Here is a 20,673-nt window from a genome sequence, read left to right as displayed (position 1 = left end):
TTTGAAAGGCAAAGATAGGATTTTCTGTAGAAAAAAGGAATAACTTTTAATGCAAGTTATTCTTTATTATTCTTATCTTTGCTATCCATACAACAAAACGAAATGCACTTATATGATAGCTGAAGCTGATTCCTTTTTCAAAGAAGAATATATTGAAAAACTAAGAGATAAATTTCAAAAAATGACCTCTGTTTTGTCTGCACATCAAATTGCACTGTGGGAATATGATATTGTAACGGGTGAATGTAGCTTTACAGATGACTACTTTCGTATATTAGGATTAAAAGAAGTAGGTATCATTTTTAAAGATATTGATGATTTCTATCGGTATGCCTGTCCGGAGGACATTGTTCCTTACCGGAATGCTTTCTCCCGTATGCTCGATTCTGAAACAAAAACGTCTCAGATACGGGTACGTTGTATCGGTAATAATGGGCAAGTTATTTGGCTGGAAGACCACTTCCTTTCTTATCAGAAAGATAAAGATGGACATCCGGAAAAGATAATAGCCTATACTATCAATGTTACTTCGCAATGTGAAAAAGAGCAGCATATAAGGCGTCTGGAAGCAAGAAACCGGAAAGTGATTGAAGCTTTGCCGGAGTTTATATTTATTTTTGATGATAACTTTTTCATCACTGATGTGCTGATGGCATCCGATACTGTGTTACTTCATCCGGTAGAGGTGTTGAAAGGAGCTGACGGACGTTCTATTTACAATCCGGAAGTAAGTGACTTATTTATTCGTAATATACACGAGTGTCTGAAAGAAGGGCGGTTAAAAGAGATTGAGTATCCGCTGGATGCCGAAGATGGCAGGCATTATTTCCAAGCTCGTATCGCCCCATTTGAAGATAATAAAGTCTTGGCTTTAATTCATGACATCGGAGAGCGTGTACAACATGCCCAGGAACTGATTGAAGCCAAAAGAAAAGCGGAGGAGGCAGATCGTATGAAATCTGTTTTCTTGGCTAATATGAGTCATGAGATCCGTACTCCCCTGAATGCTATTGTTGGCTTTGCCGAAATTATAGCTTTGACAGAAGCCCAAGAGGAAAAAGAAGAATACATTGGCATCATTCGGAAAAATAGCAATGTGTTGCTCCAACTGATCAATGATATCCTCGATTTATCACGCATTGAATCCGGCAAATCAGAGATACATTTTCAACTGGTGGAGATGACTTCACTGATTGATGAAGTTGAGAAAGTACACCGGTTAAAAATCAGAGATGAAATTGAGTTAAGAGTTACACGTCCGCAAGAGAAAATATGGATTACAACCGATCGTAACCGGGTTACTCAGATATTATTTAATTTTCTGTCGAATGCCATTAAGAACACCAGGCAGGGATGTATTACAATCGGAATGTGTGTGGAGAAAGATTGGCTGAAACTGTTTGTCAGTGATACCGGATGTGGAATTCCCAAAGAGAAACTTCCCCTGATATTTACCCGTTTTGAGAAACTGAATGATTTTGTACAAGGTACTGGGTTGGGGTTATCCATCTGTCAGAGTCTTGTAGAGCGTCTTGGCGGGAAAATAAATGTGGAATCCGAAGTAGGCGAGGGGAGTACCTTTGCTATGTATTTACCTTACCAGCAGGTAGACTTAACCATTACTGAATCTGATTATCAGGAGGGACGGAAACGGATATTGGTAGCAGAAGATGTAGAAACCAACTTTATGCAGATAAATGCTTTGCTAAAGAAAGATTATACTCTTTCGTGGGTGACAAATGGTGAAGAGGCTGTGAACCGTTTCTTACATGAGAAACCAGATCTGATACTGATGGATATTCGTATGCCGGTGATGAATGGTATTAAAGCCACAGAGAAAATCCGTGCGGTATCTGCTGATATTCCGATCATAGCCGTGACGGCAAATGCTTTCTATATAGAACAGAAGCAGGCGCTTGCTGCGGGATGTAATGAAGTTGTTTCCAAACCTTATTCAATAGAACAGCTGAAAAGTACAATCGAGAAGTACTTCTGATTACTTTTTTATATTACAACAATTTGAAGTGTAACGTGTTATACTATTACTAATATAATAAATTGAACACTCAAATAATTTGTAATATGAAGAAGGTAGTATTGATAGGGGCCAGTGGTTTTGTAGGTTCGGCTATCCTTAATGAAGCTTTGAACCGTGATTTTCATGTGACGGCCGTAGTTCGTAATCCGGACAAGATAAAAATCGAGAATGAACATTTAGTAGTCAAGAAAGCAGATGTTTCTTCTCTCGATGAAGTTTATGGAGTCTGTAAGGGAGCCGATGCTGTGATCAGTGCCTTTAATCCCGGATGGGATAATCCCAATATATATGATGAAACAATTAAAGTTTACCTGACGATAATTGATGGAGTAAAAAAATCAGGCGTGAATCGTTTCCTGATGGTAGGTGGTGCTGGTTCGTTGTTTATTGCGCCGGGGCTCCGTCTGGTCGATTCTGGTGAAGTTCCTGAGAAGTTATTGCCGGGAGTCAAAGCTTTGAGCGATTTTTATCTTAATTTCCTGAAAAAAGAAAAAGAAATAGATTGGGTATTCTTCTCACCGGCTGCTGATATGGCGCCAGGCGTACGTACAGGCAGATATCGTTTAGGCAAAGATGATATGGTTGTAGATGTAGTGGGTAATAGTCATATTTCGGTGCAGGATTATGCAGCAGCTATGATTGACGAGTTAGAGAAGCCGGCACATCATCAGGAACGTTTTACCATAGGGTATTGACCGGACGATGGCTTTCCAGAAAGTTTAGATAGAGTTTGGCACATCCCCGGGCATCAGAGAGGGCTTCATGATGGGTGAGATCAATGTTTTGCCGTTGACAGCAAGCACTCAGATTGGCAGGTTTATAGCCTAAAGAGCGGTAGATACGCAGGGTACATTCCCAACGTTCGGGCAGTAATAACTCATCATAATCAAGCTGGTACATACGCATGGTACGTTTCAATACATTGCGGTCAAATTGTTCGTTGTGAGCAACAACTGTTTTGCCTTGTAACCGCTTCCGTACTTCAGGATAAATGGCATGAAACCCCGGCAATGATTCGGTCATATCCGGGGTGATGCCATGTACAAGGATATTTGATCGCCAATATACGTTTTCGGGCGGTTGGATCAGACTATAATACTCATCTGTAATCACTCCGTCTGTAACGGTGACAATGCCTACCGAACAGGCGCTTTCCATATAGCCTGTAGCTGTCTCAAAGTCGATGGCGGCAAATGATAAATTCATTAGATTCTGTCAAGAACGGTTTTTATTAGTGTATCAATGGTGTTTTTATATCCCGTATTCGCTTCTTTAATAAGGCGGTTGGCAATTACCATGCAAACGGTCATCGCTCTGTGTCCCATTAGTTTTGATAATCCGGCAAGCGCAGAACTTTCCATTTCGAAATTGGTTATTTTGAAACCATTGTATTCAAACTTTTCAATTTTATCATTTTGATTGGGATCAGCCAAAGGAACCCGCAGCTCACGTCCCTGAGGGCCGAAGAAGCCACCGGCAGCGATTGTAACGCCACGTACCATGTCTTCTTTAGCAATACGGTCAATCAGTTCCGCATTTGCATCAATCACATAAGGGGCAGGTGCACACATATTGCCCGACCATCCCATATGGTTCAGGAAGGCGCGTTCAAAAGCGAGATCACAGACTGCATTTCTTCCGTCGTAGAAGTTGAGCAGCCCATCAAAACCAATTGATTTTTGTGAACAAACAAAGGTGCCAACCGGAGTATTGGGTTGCAAGCCCCCACAAGTGCCGATACGTACCAGTTCCAGTGAGCGGAGATGTTCTTTTTCTTCACGGGTCTGAAAGTCGATGTTTGCCAACGCATCCAGTTCATTCATTACAATATCAATATTGTCACAACCAATACCGGTGGAAACAACGGTAATACGTTTACCTTTATAAGTTCCGGTGATGGTTTTAAACTCGCGGCTTTCCACTTCAAATTCTTTCTTGTCGAAGTGAGAAGCTACGAGTGCTACTCGTCCGGGATCTCCAACAAGTATTACTTTGTCTGCCAGTTGTTCGGGTTTTACATGAAGATGGAATACTGAACCGTCTTCGTTGATTATCAACTCTGAGGAAGGAAAATACTTTTTCATGCTGTTCAAAGATTTAGTTATAAACAAGTTCTTAATAAAATAACACAGAGTTCCACAAAGTGTTTATTAAAAGTGAAACTCTATGGAACTCCGTGTATATTATTGTGAGCAGGCTAATCGCTCAATGGTTTATTATTGTTTCCACCCATTGGTTTTGCTATATTGTCCCGCATGGATGTATCAGCCTGGATATTTTTCATTTTATAGTAATCCATAATACCGAGGTTCCCGCTACGGAAGGCCTCTGCCATTGCTTTCGGAACTTCCGCTTCGGCCTGAATCACATTGGCACGTGCCTCTTCTGCTTTTGCTTTCATTTCCTGTTCGGTAGCTACGGCCATTGCACGGCGCTCTTCTGCTTTTGCCTGCGCAATGTTTTTATCTGCATTTGCCTGATCTATCTGTAAAGCTGCACCGATGTTTTTACCTATATCAATATCGGCAATATCAATTGACAGAATTTCAAAAGCTGTTCCTGCATCCAGACCTTTGCGAAGTACTAATTTGGAGATAGAATCCGGATTTTCGAGTACCGACTTGTGGTTTTCGGAAGAACCGATAGACGAAACGATACCTTCACCTACGCGGGCTAGGATTGTATCTTCACCTGCACCACCCACAAGCTGCTTGATACTGGCACGTACGGTTACACGTGCTTTGGCTATGAGCTGGATACCGTCTTTGGCTACAGCTGTAACAGGAGGTGTATCGATTACTTTCGGATTAACGGACATTTGAACAGCCTCAAACACATCACGTCCGGCAAGGTCAATAGCCGTAGCCATCTGAAAGGTGAGTTCTATGTTTGCTTTAGAAGCGGAAACCAACGCATGAACTACTCTTTCTACATGTCCTCCGGCCAGATAATGGGCTTCAAGTTCGTCACGGGTGATATTACTCAGACCGGCTTTGTGGGCTTCAATCATGCCCGGTACGATAATATACGGCGGAACATTACGGATGCGCATCAGAAAAAGTTGTACCAGCGAGATGTTTACTCCCGAAACTTTGGCGGACAGCCAAAGGAAGAATGGTACGTAATGAAAGAAAAGAACCAGGAGAATAATACCTCCCGCTATCAGTAAGATAGTCAGATACATTGGTTCGACGTTCATAATGAGTTTTGAATTAAGTGAATATTATGATTTCTGTTTTTCTACAAAAATAGTTCCGTCTGTAATTCGGTTAACTACTATCGGTGTCTTTTCATCCAGCAGCCCGTCCATCGATTTTACTTCTATGATGTTACCGTCGATATCTGCATAACCAATTTGTGCCAGTCGGGTAGTGGTAATTCCTGTGTCACCTACTTTTACTTTATTGGCGGCACTTCGGTCTACTTTGGATGTAATGTCTTTTTTTAAAGCCAGTTTGTCCAGCGTTTTTGATCGCATAAACCATACGAGAGAACCGATACATGCGATTCCTGATACCACCAAAGTGATGAATCCTGCACCCGTACCCATATAGGCGAAAGCATAATAATTGGCATAAATGATGCAACCCAGTGCTCCGAAGCCTGCCACGCTAATTCCCGGGATAACAAACAGTTCTACCAGAAAAAGTATTACTGCGGCAATAATGAGTACAACGATTATCAGTACATCCATAGTTTTGTTATTTTAGATTTTGTTTTTCTGTATTGCGTATGTCGATAGCCTCCTTGTCCAGTTCGCGGATCATCTGTTCTACCCGTTTTTCAAGATCAAGGATAGATGGAGCCATTTTTGTTTTTTCTTCTTTATTGGCACGTGCATACCACTGACGCTGACTGTCCAGTTTACTTTCCTGCTGGCGATAGTCTTTTTCCTTCTGTTGGTATTTCTTGAACTGTTCTTTTGCCTGTGGAGATTTGAAATCGTCCAGGTGATAATACGTTGTGTTATCATCAATGATGAATTCAAAGTCGGCCACAAATTGTTCTTGTGGCTTATGATTAATGGCAGCTTCCAGTCTTTTTCTGGCATTGCTTACCTCTTGTTTGTCTTTCCAGGTTGTTTTTAATGATTTAAGTTGGGCCAGAGCTATGATTTGTTTCGGGTCCATTGCTTCATAATTGTACACCTGTTTTGATTCGTTCGGGATGAATACATACACACACACCTTACCATCAGGCTGATAACGGTCTGAGGCAAACCATCCCAAGTTGTTGTATTCGTCGATGACGTACATATAGTCATTATAAGGCGAATTGAAAGGCATGCCTACATTTTCGGGGCTAAGATAGGTATCCGTATTCGTGTTATAGCGCGTCACGAAAATGTCATATCCACCCAAAGATCCTTCTCCGTCCGAAGCATAGTAGATTGTTACTCCGTCTGTCAGTACGTATGGATAGTTTGTATTGCCCGAAGCATTAATACTTCCCGGCAACTCCATGCCTTTACTCCATTCATCCAGCAATTTGTTCTTTGACAGAATATTGAGCAGTCCTTTTTTATCTTTTTCGCCGTAGTATATTTTGTTTGCGAGTTCTGTTTCGTAAACAGTTCCCGGATGTTCTCCCTCTGTTTTGAAAAAACTGTTGTATGAAAACAGTTTACCCGATTCTTCGCTGATTTTATATGCATCAAGAAAGTTCGCTTTATCTACAACAAAGCTGTCAATCACGCATACTTCTTCTACCCCTTTCAGCATACGAAGGTTGGATTTTGCTTTTTCCAATAATTTTTCAGCTTCTTCAGTAGGTCTTTTTTTCTTGGTAAGATCTTCTATGTAAGCTTCATAGTTTTTAATAGCTTCATCAAAACGATACAGGTCATTGTAGTTCTCAGCCAGATAAAGCTGTCCGGTAGGAATGCGTTTTTTTACTGCCAGTTCCAGATATTTCAACGCCTTGTCCGGTTCTCCGGTTTTCAGACAACAGACACCGTACCACAGGTTATAATTTCCATTGGCGGGTTGGGATTTGACGTATTTTTCAAAGACAGGTTTGGCTTTATCGTATTGTCCTTTATTAAACATAGTCTTTGCCTGCTCCAGTGTTTGTGCAGATACACTTGTAAGGATCAGGCAGAAAAGAAAGAATAAAATATGCTTTTTCTTCATATAGGGTCTTGGCTTGTTATTCAGAAGTTCAAAAATACAAATTAATCGCGAATATTCCTTTTTTAAGTTATTCTATTATGTTAATTCTTCTTTAAATCATTCTTTTCACTTACTTTTGCAGCCAATTTTTGAAGATATGACAAAGTTTACAGAAGAAGAGCAAATCTTGCGTCGCATTGAGCGCCGGTTTAATAAAGGTGTAGTGCAATATAACCTGATAGAGGAGGGCGATAAAATTCTTATCGGTCTGTCGGGAGGAAAAGATTCGCTGGCCTTGATCGAACTGTTGGGAAGGCGGGCGCGTATCTTCAAACCCCGCTTTTCGGTGGTAGCGGTGCATGTCGTGATGAAGAATATTCCTTACCAGAGTAATCTGGAATATTTGCGGGCACATGCCGAAACATTTGGAGTACCTTTGGTGGTATATGAAACTTCGTTCGATCCTTCTACCGATACCCGTAAATCTCCTTGTTTCCTTTGTTCCTGGAACAGGCGAAAAGCTCTTTTCACGGTTGCCAAAGAGCAGGGATGCAATAAGATAGCTTTAGGGCATCACATGGATGATATTCTGGAAACATTGTTGATGAACCTTACTTATCAGGGAGCCTTTAGTACGATGCCTCCACGGTTGGTGATGAAGAAGTTTGATATGACAATTATACGTCCGATGTGTCTGGTACATGAGGCTGATTTAATAGAACTGGCTGCTTTAAACGCTTACCAGAAGCAAGTGAAAAATTGCCCTTATGAATCTCAGTCAAGCCGTAGCGATATGAAAGGAATACTGCATCAGCTTGAAGCTATGAATCCTGAAGCACGGTATAGCTTATGGGGGAGTATGACGAATGTACAGAAAGATTTGTTGCCCGAAAAAAATGAATAACTGATTAAAATAGAAATAGATATGAAAGGATTATATACTGTGTTACTATTAATAGTATCCAATATATTTATGACATTTGCCTGGTATGGGCATTTAAAGATGAAACAGGAGTATTCTTGGTTTGCTACGCTTCCGCTTATTGGTGTTATTGCTTTTAGCTGGGCAATTGCTTTTTTTGAATATAAATAGTCAAAAATACCCATGAGAAAAAGATTTAAAATTTCAATATACTTATGTAAATAAAAAATATATATGAAAGCTGTTTATACAATATTATTACTCATCGTGTCTAATGTCTTTATGACTTTTGCATGGTATGGACATCTTAAAATGAAACAGGAATACGGTTGGTTTGCATCTTTACCTCTAATTGGGGTAGTTGCATTCAGTTGGTCGATAGCTTTCTTTGAGTACCTATTTCAAATTCCTGCAAATAGAATTGGTTTCATTGATAATGGTGGTCCATTTTCTTTAATGCAATTAAAAGTTATTCAAGAAGTAATTACTCTTATAATATTTACAATATTTACTACGGTTCTTTTTAAAGGGGAAACTTTGCATTGGAATCATTTTGCTGCGTTTATATGTTTAGTATTGGCGGTGTACTTTGTTTTTTTGAAATAATTAGAGAATAAAAAAGCCGATTACCATTTCTGATAATCGGCTATGAAATATGCGCTTTTAAACTTTGGTTACATAACCTATGGTTTTAAGTGATTAAACTTTTATTTACCTAACTCTTTATTTTATTTATTGCATCCTTCAAAAAGCTTTTTACATTTTCCTCTCCAGTAATCCCTTCAATTCTTTGTACAGTGGTTTCTGAAATTTTGGACAATGCTTCACAAACAGGTTTGTACCCCATTTCACTTGATAAGTCTATAACGACATTAATAGCATAGTTCTTAGCAATAAATTTATCTGTAAATTTAGACATAGCACTCAAAAAAGCTTTAGCTCTTTCAAAGTTATGCTCTATATTCACAGTTTCACCTTTCATTAGCCTACTTAATTTTTTTGAGGTAAACTTGTGCTTATCCCAACATAAAATAAGACTAATTGTACTAATCGGAAATCCTCTCAAAGATAAGGTGTTTGCAAATTGCAAAAGTTCATTCTCTGGCTTAGCCAAAGTAGCACCAGCAATATAATCCTCACCTTTCCACTTTTCTACTTCGACATTAGCTTCTGCTAACAACTCTTTTGTTGAAGCTTTAGCATAGCTTTCAAAAAGATATATTTCTTCATCAGAAACACTTTTCTCTATTGCTGCTGAATATCTATGTTGCCCGTCAACAATAACAATATATTTGTCAGCTTCTTCACTAGAAATAGGCTCTCCGTCACTTGTCATTAATGAGCAACCGTCTTTAACAGCTTTTGTGCCTTTAACATACATCAATGGTACAAGAATACCATATTTATCAATAGATGCAGTCTTAGACTTTACATTTTTATTAGACACTTGTCTGTTTCCTTTAATGAAACAAACGTTAACACCCTCATTTTTAATATCTTTCAATGTAGATATAATCATATAAGAATTTTATTTAATAAAAAATAGACGTTGTGTCTCTGTCTTAAAAAGGTTACAGGTCACGAGTTACCCCAATGGATAACATTTAAAGTGCTTTTGACACAATAAAGCGTTGCTGCTAGTGACCTTTGTTTTAAAGTTAAGCATTTCAAAGAGCGCATATTTCGGGATGCAAAATTAGCTATTATTTACAATATAGCAAGATTAAGGATAAAAAAACAGCAACTTCTTCAAATGCTGTTCTTTAATGTTCTAAGATACTTCTTCATTATTCCACAGTTATTAAAGCTGCTAAATCATAAAATTCACTAAGATTCTTCGCATAATATTCTCCCTTTGAAGTAGCCATTTTATTGGGATATGGTATTATACCAACTCGTTCTAAATCTAATCTATCTGCATCAAAGCAAGTATCAATAGTTGAGTTACCTGTTCGCAATGTTGTAGTATGAAGTTCACAAGCCTTAGACAATAACTCAAATTCATTATCAGTTAACTCTTTTAGTAATGTGTGTCTAATCCCATTAATCATAATAGCGGCTCTTTTTCCATGTTCAATGTCACAACCATTATCTATTCTGCATTTATCATGCAGATAAGCAAACAACCTAACAACCGTAATATTTACTTCTGATGTGGCAAGTATTATTCCATTACGTTCCACTCTTTGCCAATGTGGTAAACCATGAGTTTCCCCAAGTTCCCAATCTTTTAAAGCAAATTGTTTGATTGCTTCTATATCTAAAGAAGCTAACTCCTGAATAGCCAACCTTTCTTTTAATTCTGAAAGATGCTTACTATGATTATTTTTGCTTCTATGAAACCACTTAAACATACAAAGATTGATTTAGTTGTGATAAAGATAAGAATTATTCCAGTGGATTATATGGAAAACGATTAATATTCATACTAATTATTTCTTCTGCTTGCTTCTTTATGAAATTCATATATTCTAACTTCACTGTTACAATAATCTCACGTCCATAAGCCTTTTTACAAATAGCTTTACTATAAAAACATCTACCACCCTTAGTATTGCCTTCAATAGTATAACTATGGTCTGTAATATCTTTCTTGACAATTCTATTGCCTTGTTCAATATCAGAATCAATCATCATATCAAAACATTCACGAAGCGAATAATCATCTTTAAAAACATCGAAGTAAGTAGCATACACATTCAAACAGATTGTACTATCCTTATTTACAAAATGATTGCCATTGCCCAAATCCGATTCTTTTCCATGTGTAAAGCTAGAGGGATATACCAAGAAATAATCAAAAGCCCTATTCCAATAAAACCTTGTATCATCATATTGGTATATCCCATTTCTGTAATCAATCAGTTTCACACCTTTTACTCCTAATACAGAATCTACCCATTGCAAATGTTTAGCTTCTGATATTTCCAAAGTAGAATGATTGTCATATATAGATAAGCTGTCAATAGTAGCCTGTATATTACTATCCTTTTTACTAGTACAAGATAGTAATAACATTAATAGTAGTATGTAGATAGTTACTAACTTCATAATCATGAGCTTCTTGATTCTTGTTACTTGATAAGAATAAGGTATTTGATATATTTTTATTTATGAATCTTATTTATATCAATAGTATCATATTCAGAAATACCATTATATCTTCCTTCTCTTACTTTCTGTAATCTAGCATTTATCTTTTTATACAGCCTATATGGACGAGTTGGAGTATTACTATCTGTATTTTTATCATAACCTATGATTTTTGCTTCTATCAGTTCTATTTGGTTATATTTGCTAAGTCTGTCATCACTGTTCAATATTACCTTTTTAGCTAAACCATATTTATAATAACCATCGTAGTAAACGCTTCCTGTTCTTTTGTGTATTGTTATAGTTTTATTTACAGAATCAAAATCTGAATTATAATTGCTGATTTTTCCTGTTGGATTAACAAATGGCGCTTCTGTCAGTTGCTTCACTTCATTATTGGTTATCTTGTAAACATCATAGGTATTGCAATGTCTTGTACCACATCTCCAGTTATTGATAATTAATTCTTCTTCTCCGTCAAAATCCACATCAGAGAAAAAGAATGGTGAGTTATGACTCAAATACTCCTTTGTTGATTTAGGTAAATAATCCAATTCTAATATCATGTTATCTCTAACTTCTTGTTCGTTTACATAATAAAGAACACTGTCAGAAAAGCTTTCATTATAAATATAGAATCTGTTATCTTCCTTTTCAAAGTAAAGTAAGGCATTACCCCAAATTTCTGTATTTCTTTCTTTATCATAAGTATAGTTATAAAGCAAACACATAACAGTTACATCATAGCCATTTACAGGTTGCCTGTACTTTATAAAAATACGTGGCTTAAAGTATTTAAGCTCATCATCAAACAAAGTATTATACAAAAACTTTGCACATTTCATAAAATTAGCTGCTGCTAACGAATCTTTCATATCCTGTTCACTTGATTGTCTTTTCCTATCACAAGATAAAACAGAACATAAGAAGATTGGTAATATGCAATATAAAATTTTCCTCATGGACTTTTTTCTAATTATTACATATAAGATAAATCGCCAAAACCACAACAGGAATGATGATATACAATGCTACTGCTCCTTCTTCAAAACTCCCATTTTCTTTACGTGGACAAGTAATATATGCTATTATTGCATAAATTACAATTCCTATTACTGCTCCCATAAATCTTTATTTTATCAGTTATGTTTTCTTTTGTTTTCAGATTTAACTATGAGTGAAAAGATAAAACCACCTACTGCTCCTGCTAATATTATCATTAAAAACTCTTCCATTAGACTTCTTCTTATTTAGTATTTTTTCAATTCACAAGCTTCCCAAATTATAGCCAAAATGTTTAATACACTGTACAATATAACGCTTCCCATTGAAAGAGGTAGAAACCTTGCTCCAAAATATGCAGCAATAACTAAAATAATAGGAAGTCCTGAGTCTCCATTTTCGTCTCCTTGCACAACATCCATTATAATAATGTAAATAGCCGTTAAAGCAGAGTAAACAATTTGCTCATACTTCAAAATATCTCCCATTGTAGTATCACTTTCGATTGTGATGATAGAAAAAACTATATCCTTTAAAATCCAACCCAACAGGAAATAAACAAGTATTCCTATAATAATCCAACCAATCCTTGTCATGTCAAATAATATTTTGAATATTTTTAAATCTATCATACACATTACCAAACTTACTATCAATGATAGATTTTATTTGTCCCATTGCATCTCTAACATAAGGCTCATTATCTTTCAGTATAGTAAATTTACGTTTCACAATAACATTAAAAGAAGAACTAAACAATATGCGTTCTTTCAGTTTCTTCATTATGTCATAAGTTCCATTGTACCCACTATTATAAGCCGTTGGAAAATAACTTTGTCTCTGCTGTTGATAACGAGCTATCTGTATATCTTCTGCTATTCTATAATAAATATGGTCGCTAATACTTATATCAACTTTATAAGTCCTTTCTCCACTCCAAAAGCTATCTTCAACACAATACATAAAAACTTCATATCCTTTATACTCAAACCTTTGAGCATTTGATAAATCTCTTACAGTATATGCCATAATCTATTCTATTTCTTATTAAACGGAAGCAAATGCTAGCCTAATAAGACTAGCACTATGCCGTTAATTCCTATTATTGTTTTGTGTATGTTATTACCTCTCCTTCACCTTCTTCATCCATATCATCAACTAAAACTAATTTAGAGCCTGTCAGTTCTCGAACATGCATTGAATAAACATCACTCTCTCCGTCGCTATCTTCTTCCCATATCCAAGTAAAGACCTTACTGTTTTCGTCATAAGTATATCTAAAATTTTCTACTCCGTCTTTGTCTAATTGACCATTAGTATAATTAGCACTTGAACCCGTACCGTTTTCATTAATAGTCATTACTTCTTTATATTCCATAGAGTTCCTATTCTCTATATTCACCCAAGTACCTACTAATGGATTTTCATCATCGTCATCGCTACAAGAAGTAAAACCTGCACATAAAGCAATAACCAATAAAGTCGCAAAAAATCTAAATGTTTTCATATTCTGTAAATAATCTTTTTGTTAATAATTTCATTTGTAGTATAAGCTGCTCAAAAATTGAGTTGGCTACTTAAAAGATAGTAGCTAAAGTTGTTTCTTAATGTCTGATTCGTAGTTATATATCGTTTTATCCACCCTGTTCCCTTTGGATAGTATTATACAATGAGAAAAGCGTGGGAACTATTGGATATTATCTAATCTGAGGCTCTCGACTGCCCATCTCCAAATAATAAACAATAGCCCACGCCAAACGATATATAGACTATCTTAACAAGATAGGTATATAACATTGACGTGAGCGTTCTTGCCTATTATTCTTGGAGATTGAAATTGTCGAGATTTCAGATTAAGAATAATATTTAAAACGCTCTTCGTTAACTAATATGTCCTTTCAGCCCCAACACATTAGGTATCTGAAATTGGTACAAAGTTACGAAAAGCGTTTGTAATAGCAAGAACTATTGTTTATTAAAAGTTGAGGGTTATTTCTGCTTTATAAATCTATGGTAGTGGAAAAATTCAAGACTACCCATATAAAAACTAAATCTCTGAATTTTTCCACCCTACCGATATTTTATGCTTATGGCTTTATAAACTGATTTTTTATCCGTTGAACGGTGGAAATACCAATACTTTGTAGCTTAGCTATATTTCTAATTGAATAGCCTTTCTTTAGTAAAGTAATGACTTCCTTATATTCTTCTTTTTTCTTATCATCCGTTTTAGTTGAACCTGTCTTTCTGCCAAGTTTACCACCTTTGGCAATATAATTTGCCCTACCACTATTCAAACGGTATTGGATATTGCTTCTTTCGATATTTGCCATTTCTGCAAGCACTGTCACCATGATAGACGCTATTGGATTAACATCTCCATTTGGTTGCAAAGTATATAAGCCCAAGTTCTGTATGTAAACTGATACTTTCGATTCATGCAATATATCTAAAGAGCGAAGAACCTGTAATGTGCTTCTTCCTAGTCTTGACAATTCAGATAAAAGTAGGATATTCACAGATTCACGTTTACAGTATTCCAAACATTCTCCTAAAATCTGTCTTTCCTCAATTCTCTTTGCACCTGAAATATGCTCCTGGAATATATTCACAATTTCTATATCCTGTGAGATAGCATATTTCTTTAAATCCTCTATTTGTCTGCTCGTGTCCTGTCTGTCATTACTTGATGAAACACGAGCGTATATTACGGCTGTTTTCATTTTATTCTTTGATTAAATTGATAACATGAAAGAATGTGTTCAAACCACCTTTGCAGATTTATTTGAACACATTCCTGTTTTGAACACTAACGAGGTTTATTCGCTTCCTCAATATCCCATAAGCCAACTAAAAGAATAAGCAAGATTAACGGAACACAACCTGTTATAAAAGACAATACCACCCAAAAGAGCCAAACGAGTATCTTATAATAGAACATGATTCTTTGTTTTATGTAGTTAATAAAATAGGAGAATACCCATTTCTGAATATTCCCCTGTTTAATCAATCAATAAACCACTTATATTTAGTGTCTCCATGCAAAGCGGCATTTATTCCCGTTGCTATTTCGGTTGCATTTACCGCTCTATCCAAGAATGAATCTATATAACTGCTCTTGTTTGCTCCTGTCAATAGATTGTACAATTTCCACATACTAATATCATTTCCCAAGCTCCCAAAGTTCTCATCATTGATATAAGCCCTAGCCACATTGTTAACCTGTGTATCAGTAAATAACATACGTGGAATATCTTTTTGATAGCCTTGTGGTAATGATTGATGAAGTCTCATCCTCCCAAGTAGTTGGCAAAATTGGTGCTCATTCAGGTAGGAATCGCCAAGCGTTTGCAACAAATGTATGTTTTTGGCTGCATTGAAATTATTAAGTAGTTCCAATGTAGCCCTAAACAGTTCTTTTGTGCTCATTACCTTTATATCGTCCTTATATCCGTCTGTGAACACGCACATATTACAGCATACGGTATTTTTGAATGAAACCGCCAGTCTGAATAATTCAGGACTTTTCTTAGTTGCCAGATTCTCTCTATTCAAGGCACGAACGCCAACTATAGAAAGATTAAGCCTGTTTCCAGATACATCTTCATAGATAGATGGAATATCTATGGCAAAAGCGCATCTTTCGTAATATTGGGTAGTGTCAGCTTCCGTTAACAGGTTCTTTGGCTTGTTAATGGACTCTGGACGTCTCCCTTTTACCACATGACTGCACCTTATATCTGGTTGCTCGATTTGTTCACCACTATAAAATGAATTAGCCGCTTCCCAAACCGTTTCAATGAATTGTGGATGCGAAATAGTCAGTTCATTATCCTTGCTGAAAACTGGTATCACATTATCATTCTTTAAATGGTCTAAAGTAACCTCCATAGAGTTTGCTTCTATAAAGTGATTTACCCTTTTGGGCTTTACTGGCTCTTCGATTATTACCACTTCTTCTGCATATTCACCAAAGTTGTTTTCCCTTCTTACTTGTGGCACATTGCCAATAATTTGTAGATTTCTCATAACGAATAAAATTTTAAATGATTTATAAATTGATTACGTGGATTGAAATATATTTCGTTTCTCTCCAACTACCCTAGGGGGACGTTAGAGCTACTCTACTCATTCGTACGTAACTTTCAATTCAGTAAATCATAGGAGAAGAAAGCTGATATATATTTAAGCTCTTATTTTTATAGGTAGGGGGTATTATATATAAGTACCTGTACTTTATTGCGTGCCTATGTATTACTATGCACTATAATAGAAAGGAGAGTATTATACTGCCATATAAAGATATGCTAAGTAGTAATATCAAAGAATGAGAATTATTTATTTTTTTACCTTGTTTATTATGAGTAACTTTGGGTATTCTTAAAAATCAAGAACTACCTGTTTGTCAATGGTTCAACTCCTTGAATTATATGTAAATCAAACAGGTCATATTTGCATTTTCCCACACTTCCATTGGGAAAATTAACTCCCATATTTAAAATTGCGAACTGCTATATCCCTTGTATTAGACAAGAATTTAGAAGTTCCACAAAAAAAGCCGCAGTTGAGCACATTTGTAAGTGTACTCGCTTGCGGCTATTTTTGTTTTTAGTTGGGTAGTACTACTTTATTCGTCAAAGTCTCTATAATGAGCTTATTTGACCTTAGTAAGCATTTTTTTCTATACTTCATTTATCGAGTTTTCTAATAAACTAGTTTCAATCGTCACAATCCCAAACAGCTGACTTTTGTAATTTTTCGGGATAAATACTTCTAGCTGCTATAAACGGATATTCACTTTCATTGTTTATACACATCTCTACTATTTGTGGCTTTCTTGTCTTTGTACTTATGTTTAAAAATGCTTTTTTAAAATACTCCCAATGTGGCTCTTCTGGAAGTGTTGGAAATCTCATGGGTAAAAGAATAGCGTTTATATAAGCTTCAAACATTAAAGGGGGATATTCTTTACATCCTACTGCTTTTACATTATATATATTCCACCAATCAAATATATAAGGAGCACACATTAGAAGCCCGTCACATTCCATTGGATTACCTTTGCTACTAAATTCATATCTATTCGGTGGTACTACTTCTTTTTCTAAACAATACTTATATATACTATTATATACCCTATCTTCTAATGTACCATTGAGATTAAGTAGAAAGGAATCTTCTAAAATGATATACCCACGTGGTATAGGCTTTATTAATTTTAGTTCTTCACATTCATTTAGTTGTCGCTTAACTTTATCCCTGCTCATCTTTAAATTATCTGCTATGAACTTTATATTTGCTTTTTCCTTTCTACAATTGGGAGTATAAATCTTAGTAGTACCTATGTCACATAAACAAGCAAGACGGATTAAAAAGCCTTTTATTTCGTTCTCAATATCCGTCCTGTATATAAACTGTGGATTTAAAAAGTAGAATCTTTCGGGTTCATGGAAATAGTATAAATTCTTCTTCCTTTTATCTCCCTCATAAGGTACACCAAGAGCTTTATCAATTTCTTTTTTATCCTCTTCATTATTGGGATTCAAAGTTTTTATGGATAATATTGATTTATATTCTTTCAATTTGCCAATATAGCCCTCAACTGTACTTTCTGATAAATTTAGTTCTTCTTGCATCTTTTTCTCTCCAATAGCGGAAGCACATTCTTTATTGCATTTAGTCCGTATATAATAAAGTAGTACCGCTTCCATATTGGCACTTTTACTTTGAGGAATACGTATCAGGTCTTTGTTTACCGTTATATATTTCATCAGTAGCTATGAAGTCGTGGTTATCAATCAAAACAATCTCCTGTTTTTCTTTTTCTATCTTCCTGTATCGTGAAGTACCAAAAAATATCTTGGCTTCTTTTCTATTCTTAAAAATTATTCCTGTTGGTTTGTGTAGTATCATATATAAAATACGAAAAATGGGGTGTACCCCTATGGATATTAGTATATTTTGTATTAGTATATTATCCTTGAGTATCTGACACTTTGAAAAACGAGAATCTGACACTTCATATAAATCTTAGTTAAATTGCATTTGGGGTATCGAATAGACTGTGATAACTTTTCCCTGTATCTTCCTTTTGCTTTTAATATAGCCATTTGAGCTAGCCCATAAACCAACTCTAAGCCTGTTATTTGTTACTCCTTGCTTTAGTGCTTTTTCTCTGATTTCTTCATAGGTGAATGTTTGCATGGTACTGTTTTATAATAAAAATGGTGATAAAATAGTGTATCTTTTGTGTCTGTGCTATCTTATATACTATTTGTAATATATTAATACAAAGGTACTAAGTTTTTAGGGAGTGACCTAATACTAGTACCACAAACTGAAAAAATCGACTAGAAGTATTGATAATGATTATTCGTGAAGAATATGTTTTATTGGCAATCGTTAATAATTGTTTATTTTTCATTTACCCTTTCTGTAAGAATAATCAATTTTTAATATTCCCAAATTACCAATTTGTGGTAATTTTTTAAAATATTCTTGGATTGTTAATTGCTTAAAACTTGAAGAAATAGGATAATAGCAACCACCAGTTTGTATACCTTGGTAATATTCTGTTATTAATTTAGTATTCATATCTACTGTATAGCCATCTGGAAGAATAGCCGCTATTGGGCTCTTCGCTGTTTTTCTTATAGCCACAATTCTTTGCATTTTGCTTTTGAAAGTAATGATATAGAATCCTTGCATCAAAGTAACTGGTAAATAAATAACTTTCTCTAAATGCTTTTTGAATAATTCAGCTCTTTCTTCATTACCTAAACTAGACAGTTCTTCTGTATCTATATAATTAATAAGACTTTCTTTGTTTGTTATAAGTTTTACTTTCTCTTTATTGCAATGGGATATTTCATCTTCTAATTTGTGAATTTTATTTTCTATAGTCAATTGTTCATCTTGTATAGCATTAGCTATGGATTGACTTTTGGCATGAATATACCTTTCTATTAATCTTTTATTGTCTTTATTTAGACTTTCTATTTCAATGTTTTTATTTTCTATTTTTCGTTCAATACCTTTTATTTCTTCATTTATTTCGTATATTTTTTGTTCAGTTTTAGCCATGAAAATGAATATTTCATCTGTATTATGGATGTACTTAAAAACATTGAATATGACTTCATTGGTAAATTGATATGATATTTCATCTTTGTATTGACAATGTATTGGATTGTCTTTAGCACTCACATCATTACATCTATAGACCATTTTCTTTATACCAGATGTATAACCTTTGTCTTTTACCATCATTCCTCTTCCGCATCTACATTTTATAATACCTCTAAGTGTATTGAAGTAATTATTACCAGTTGAGCAAAATTTATGATTATCTTTGAGCATTTGGTTTACTCGCTCAAAATCACTTTCAGAAATAATAGGAGTGATTTTATTTTCAATAATATTGGGATTGTCTTTTCTGTCGAAGCTGTGAATTCTTCTTCTAATTCCTTTATATAAAATATTGCGAACTAATACGCTTAATAATTGCCTTGTAACAAAATTTCCTCTAAATAATATATTTCTATTATTGAAGTATTTGGCTATTTTTCCTAAAGAATAACCCTCAAGAGCTAATTGGAATATCTTCTTAACATTGGCTACTTCTTCTTCGTTTTCGATAAGTATTTTCTTTGGTCTATTTCCATTAGGATTGTAAATAGCATTGTACCCATAAGGAATTTTAGCATCAACAACAGCATAAGGATTTTGACTTAATAACGCTTGTTTCCCTTCTTGATTTTTACGTTTTATTTCCTTACGGTCTTGTGCAGCCCTAAAAGCTCCAACAAGTAATATAATTAATTCTGTAATATCTAGTGTTGAATGAGCTTCATATACTTTACTTGGAGCATCTAGGAAAATTAGTGATAATCCATTGTATACAATATTTTGGATTATGTTTATAGTTTCTAATATTTCTTCTTGTCTACTAAGACGAGATAGTTCTGAAACTACTAGTATATCTGCATCTTTACCTGTAAGTGCTTGTAGTCTTAAATAGCCAGGTCTATCAGATTTTGCACCAGATATGCCAAAGTCAATAATCTCTTCATTAGCTTGTAAATTATTGTTTTTACAATATTCCTTAAACTTTATTCTTTGTCTTTCAACATCTTGGTGTGTTGTGGAAACTCTAATATAGGCTATTGCTTTTTTATGGTTCATGGTAATTGCATTATATTTGGTGCAAATATAATATGTTTTCTTGTCATGGGCAAGTTCGTTATGTTAAACGAGTATACTTTTCAAATTCCGGCCAATCGTTTGGGATTCAGTGGAAACGGAGGGCCTTTTAGTTTGATGCAATTGAAAATTATACAGGAAGTGATAACTTTGGTTATTTTTACCGTTTTTACTACAGTCTTGTTTAAAGGTGAGTCATTGCATTGGAATCATTTGGCAGCTTTTGTTTGTCTGATATTAGCAGTGTATTTTGTTTTTATGAAATAACTCAGTTTTAACATGTGGTTTTAACATTTTAAGCCATT

General features: G+C 35.2%; 23 protein-coding genes. 6 read left to right on the top strand and 17 right to left on the bottom strand.

What is annotated here, in order from left to right; genetic code table 11:
• Nucleotides 1–112: 112 nt before the first annotated feature.
• Both ACESQI_RS07105 and ACESQI_RS07100 read left to right on the top strand, forming a co-directional pair.
• A complete protein-coding gene (locus ACESQI_RS07105; protein ID WP_373125617.1) occupies nt 113–1,996 on the top strand; it encodes an ATP-binding protein in 1,884 nt (627 codons plus the stop codon).
• A gap of 86 nt (nt 1,997–2,082) precedes the next feature.
• Entirely contained in the window at nt 2,083–2,733 is a 651-nt protein-coding gene (locus ACESQI_RS07100; RefSeq protein WP_002562064.1) for an NAD(P)-dependent oxidoreductase, read from the top strand.
• Here ACESQI_RS07100 and ACESQI_RS07095 read toward each other — a convergent pair.
• The 5 genes from ACESQI_RS07095 to ACESQI_RS07075 all read right to left on the bottom strand — a co-directional run bounded on the left by ACESQI_RS07095 (nt 2,717) and on the right by ACESQI_RS07075 (nt 7,170).
• Entirely contained in the window at nt 2,717–3,244 is a 528-nt protein-coding gene (locus ACESQI_RS07095; RefSeq protein WP_002562063.1) for a 3'-5' exonuclease, read from the bottom strand. The genes ACESQI_RS07100 and ACESQI_RS07095 overlap by 17 nt on opposite strands.
• Complete coding sequence (locus ACESQI_RS07090) at nt 3,244–4,122, bottom strand: nucleoside phosphorylase (RefSeq protein WP_002562062.1); 879 nt, start codon at nt 4,120–4,122, stop codon at nt 3,244–3,246. Before ACESQI_RS07090 ends, ACESQI_RS07095 begins: the two co-directional genes overlap by 1 nt.
• A 113-nt stretch (nt 4,123–4,235) precedes the next feature.
• Entirely contained in the window at nt 4,236–5,237 is a 1,002-nt protein-coding gene (gene floA / locus ACESQI_RS07085) for a flotillin-like protein FloA (RefSeq protein WP_002562061.1), read from the bottom strand.
• A 24-nt stretch (nt 5,238–5,261) separates the two neighbouring features.
• A complete protein-coding gene (locus ACESQI_RS07080; RefSeq protein WP_002562060.1) occupies nt 5,262–5,732 on the bottom strand; it encodes an NfeD family protein in 471 nt (156 codons plus the stop codon).
• Between the two features lie 7 nt (nt 5,733–5,739).
• Nucleotides 5,740–7,170: a tetratricopeptide repeat protein gene (locus ACESQI_RS07075; RefSeq protein ID WP_007484591.1), complete on the bottom strand. Its 1,431-nt coding sequence runs from the start codon at nt 7,168–7,170 to the stop codon at nt 5,740–5,742.
• 136 nt (nt 7,171–7,306) lie between these two features.
• On the opposite strand from ACESQI_RS07075, the gene ACESQI_RS07070 reads away from it, so the two are divergent.
• The 3 genes from ACESQI_RS07070 to ACESQI_RS07060 all read left to right on the top strand — a co-directional run bounded on the left by ACESQI_RS07070 (nt 7,307) and on the right by ACESQI_RS07060 (nt 8,677).
• Entirely contained in the window at nt 7,307–8,053 is a 747-nt protein-coding gene (locus ACESQI_RS07070; RefSeq protein WP_278510229.1) for an ATP-binding protein, read from the top strand.
• 21 nt (nt 8,054–8,074) lie between these two features.
• Complete coding sequence (locus ACESQI_RS07065) at nt 8,075–8,242, top strand: DMT family protein (RefSeq protein WP_373125616.1); 168 nt, start codon at nt 8,075–8,077, stop codon at nt 8,240–8,242.
• Between the two features lie 63 nt (nt 8,243–8,305).
• A complete protein-coding gene (locus tag ACESQI_RS07060) occupies nt 8,306–8,677 on the top strand; it encodes a DMT family protein (RefSeq protein WP_070751486.1) in 372 nt (123 codons plus the stop codon).
• A gap of 109 nt (nt 8,678–8,786) precedes the next feature.
• On the opposite strand, the gene ACESQI_RS07055 is transcribed toward ACESQI_RS07060, so the two are convergent.
• The 12 genes from ACESQI_RS07055 to ACESQI_RS07000 form a co-directional block, all read right to left on the bottom strand.
• Nucleotides 8,787–9,590 (bottom strand): hypothetical protein, encoded by an 804-nt coding sequence (locus ACESQI_RS07055; protein WP_373125615.1) that lies wholly within the window; start codon nt 9,588–9,590, stop codon nt 8,787–8,789.
• Nucleotides 9,591–9,858: 268 nt separating this feature from the next.
• Entirely contained in the window at nt 9,859–10,353 is a 495-nt protein-coding gene (locus ACESQI_RS07050) for a hypothetical protein (protein WP_373125660.1), read from the bottom strand.
• A gap of 106 nt (nt 10,354–10,459) precedes the next feature.
• A complete protein-coding gene (locus ACESQI_RS07045) occupies nt 10,460–11,122 on the bottom strand; it encodes a hypothetical protein (protein ID WP_373125614.1) in 663 nt (220 codons plus the stop codon).
• Nucleotides 11,123–11,178: 56 nt separating this feature from the next.
• Nucleotides 11,179–12,039, bottom strand: coding sequence for a hypothetical protein (locus ACESQI_RS07040; protein ID WP_229093556.1), 861 nt, complete (start codon nt 12,037–12,039; stop codon nt 11,179–11,181).
• Between the two features lie 97 nt (nt 12,040–12,136).
• The gene (locus tag ACESQI_RS07035; protein WP_172680747.1) at nt 12,137–12,289 is read right to left on the bottom strand and encodes a hypothetical protein; all 153 of its coding nucleotides are present in this window, start codon (nt 12,287–12,289) and stop codon (nt 12,137–12,139) included.
• A gap of 125 nt (nt 12,290–12,414) precedes the next feature.
• The gene (locus ACESQI_RS07030; RefSeq protein ID WP_373125613.1) at nt 12,415–12,798 is read right to left on the bottom strand and encodes a hypothetical protein; all 384 of its coding nucleotides are present in this window, start codon (nt 12,796–12,798) and stop codon (nt 12,415–12,417) included.
• A complete protein-coding gene (locus tag ACESQI_RS07025) occupies nt 12,764–13,195 on the bottom strand; it encodes a hypothetical protein (RefSeq protein ID WP_005678234.1) in 432 nt (143 codons plus the stop codon). Before ACESQI_RS07025 ends, ACESQI_RS07030 begins: the two co-directional genes overlap by 35 nt.
• 73 nt (nt 13,196–13,268) lie before the next feature.
• Nucleotides 13,269–13,673, bottom strand: coding sequence for a lipocalin family protein (locus ACESQI_RS07020; RefSeq protein ID WP_195450179.1), 405 nt, complete (start codon nt 13,671–13,673; stop codon nt 13,269–13,271).
• A 580-nt stretch (nt 13,674–14,253) separates the two neighbouring features.
• Nucleotides 14,254–14,889: a recombinase family protein gene (locus ACESQI_RS07015; RefSeq protein ID WP_373125612.1), complete on the bottom strand. Its 636-nt coding sequence runs from the start codon at nt 14,887–14,889 to the stop codon at nt 14,254–14,256.
• Nucleotides 14,890–15,172: 283 nt separating this feature from the next.
• On the bottom strand, nt 15,173–16,195 hold the full coding sequence (locus ACESQI_RS07010; RefSeq protein WP_373125611.1) for a DUF3871 family protein: 1,023 nt from the start codon (nt 16,193–16,195) through the stop codon (nt 15,173–15,175).
• Between the two features lie 689 nt (nt 16,196–16,884).
• On the bottom strand, nt 16,885–17,877 hold the full coding sequence (locus ACESQI_RS07005) for a hypothetical protein (protein ID WP_373125610.1): 993 nt from the start codon (nt 17,875–17,877) through the stop codon (nt 16,885–16,887).
• Between the two features lie 709 nt (nt 17,878–18,586).
• Nucleotides 18,587–20,350: a recombinase family protein gene (locus ACESQI_RS07000; protein WP_234118848.1), complete on the bottom strand. Its 1,764-nt coding sequence runs from the start codon at nt 20,348–20,350 to the stop codon at nt 18,587–18,589.
• Between ACESQI_RS07000 and ACESQI_RS06995 the strand changes: the two genes are divergently transcribed.
• Nucleotides 20,342–20,635: a DMT family protein gene (locus ACESQI_RS06995; RefSeq protein WP_373125609.1), complete on the top strand. Its 294-nt coding sequence runs from the start codon at nt 20,342–20,344 to the stop codon at nt 20,633–20,635. The genes ACESQI_RS07000 and ACESQI_RS06995 overlap by 9 nt on opposite strands.
• Nucleotides 20,636–20,673 lie beyond the last annotated feature (38 nt).

This window comes from Bacteroides sp. HPS0048 (assembly GCF_964240755.1).
Taxonomy (GTDB): domain Bacteria; phylum Bacteroidota; class Bacteroidia; order Bacteroidales; family Bacteroidaceae; genus Bacteroides; species Bacteroides nordii.
Note: the sequence above shows the minus strand (reverse complement) of the source record. Positions and strands in the feature narration are given on the sequence as shown.

Coding starts and splice junctions, on each gene's coding strand:
- ACESQI_RS07055 (WP_373125615.1), bottom strand. CDS start 9,590: ATGATTATATCTACATTGAAAGATATTAAAAATGAGGGTGTTAACGTT.
- ACESQI_RS07080 (WP_002562060.1), bottom strand. CDS start 5,732: ATGGATGTACTGATAATCGTTGTACTCATTATTGCCGCAGTAATACTT.
- ACESQI_RS07070 (WP_278510229.1), top strand. CDS start 7,307: ATGACAAAGTTTACAGAAGAAGAGCAAATCTTGCGTCGCATTGAGCGC.
- ACESQI_RS07065 (WP_373125616.1), top strand. CDS start 8,075: ATGAAAGGATTATATACTGTGTTACTATTAATAGTATCCAATATATTT.
- ACESQI_RS07020 (WP_195450179.1), bottom strand. CDS start 13,673: ATGAAAACATTTAGATTTTTTGCGACTTTATTGGTTATTGCTTTATGT.
- ACESQI_RS07015 (WP_373125612.1), bottom strand. CDS start 14,889: ATGAAAACAGCCGTAATATACGCTCGTGTTTCATCAAGTAATGACAGA.
- ACESQI_RS07000 (WP_234118848.1), bottom strand. CDS start 20,350: ATGAACCATAAAAAAGCAATAGCCTATATTAGAGTTTCCACAACACAC.
- ACESQI_RS07025 (WP_005678234.1), bottom strand. CDS start 13,195: ATGGCATATACTGTAAGAGATTTATCAAATGCTCAAAGGTTTGAGTAT.
- ACESQI_RS07010 (WP_373125611.1), bottom strand. CDS start 16,195: ATGAGAAATCTACAAATTATTGGCAATGTGCCACAAGTAAGAAGGGAA.
- ACESQI_RS07035 (WP_172680747.1), bottom strand. CDS start 12,289: ATGGGAGCAGTAATAGGAATTGTAATTTATGCAATAATAGCATATATT.
- ACESQI_RS07095 (WP_002562063.1), bottom strand. CDS start 3,244: ATGAATTTATCATTTGCCGCCATCGACTTTGAGACAGCTACAGGCTAT.
- ACESQI_RS07090 (WP_002562062.1), bottom strand. CDS start 4,122: ATGAAAAAGTATTTTCCTTCCTCAGAGTTGATAATCAACGAAGACGGT.
- ACESQI_RS07075 (WP_007484591.1), bottom strand. CDS start 7,170: ATGAAGAAAAAGCATATTTTATTCTTTCTTTTCTGCCTGATCCTTACA.
- ACESQI_RS07060 (WP_070751486.1), top strand. CDS start 8,306: ATGAAAGCTGTTTATACAATATTATTACTCATCGTGTCTAATGTCTTT.
- ACESQI_RS07105 (WP_373125617.1), top strand. CDS start 113: ATGATAGCTGAAGCTGATTCCTTTTTCAAAGAAGAATATATTGAAAAA.
- floA (WP_002562061.1), bottom strand. CDS start 5,237: ATGAACGTCGAACCAATGTATCTGACTATCTTACTGATAGCGGGAGGT.
- ACESQI_RS07040 (WP_229093556.1), bottom strand. CDS start 12,039: ATGAAAGATTCGTTAGCAGCAGCTAATTTTATGAAATGTGCAAAGTTT.
- ACESQI_RS07030 (WP_373125613.1), bottom strand. CDS start 12,798: ATGATAGATTTAAAAATATTCAAAATATTATTTGACATGACAAGGATT.
- ACESQI_RS07005 (WP_373125610.1), bottom strand. CDS start 17,877: ATGGAAGCGGTACTACTTTATTATATACGGACTAAATGCAATAAAGAA.
- ACESQI_RS07100 (WP_002562064.1), top strand. CDS start 2,083: ATGAAGAAGGTAGTATTGATAGGGGCCAGTGGTTTTGTAGGTTCGGCT.
- ACESQI_RS07045 (WP_373125614.1), bottom strand. CDS start 11,122: ATGAAGTTAGTAACTATCTACATACTACTATTAATGTTATTACTATCT.
- ACESQI_RS06995 (WP_373125609.1), top strand. CDS start 20,342: ATGGTTCATGGTAATTGCATTATATTTGGTGCAAATATAATATGTTTT.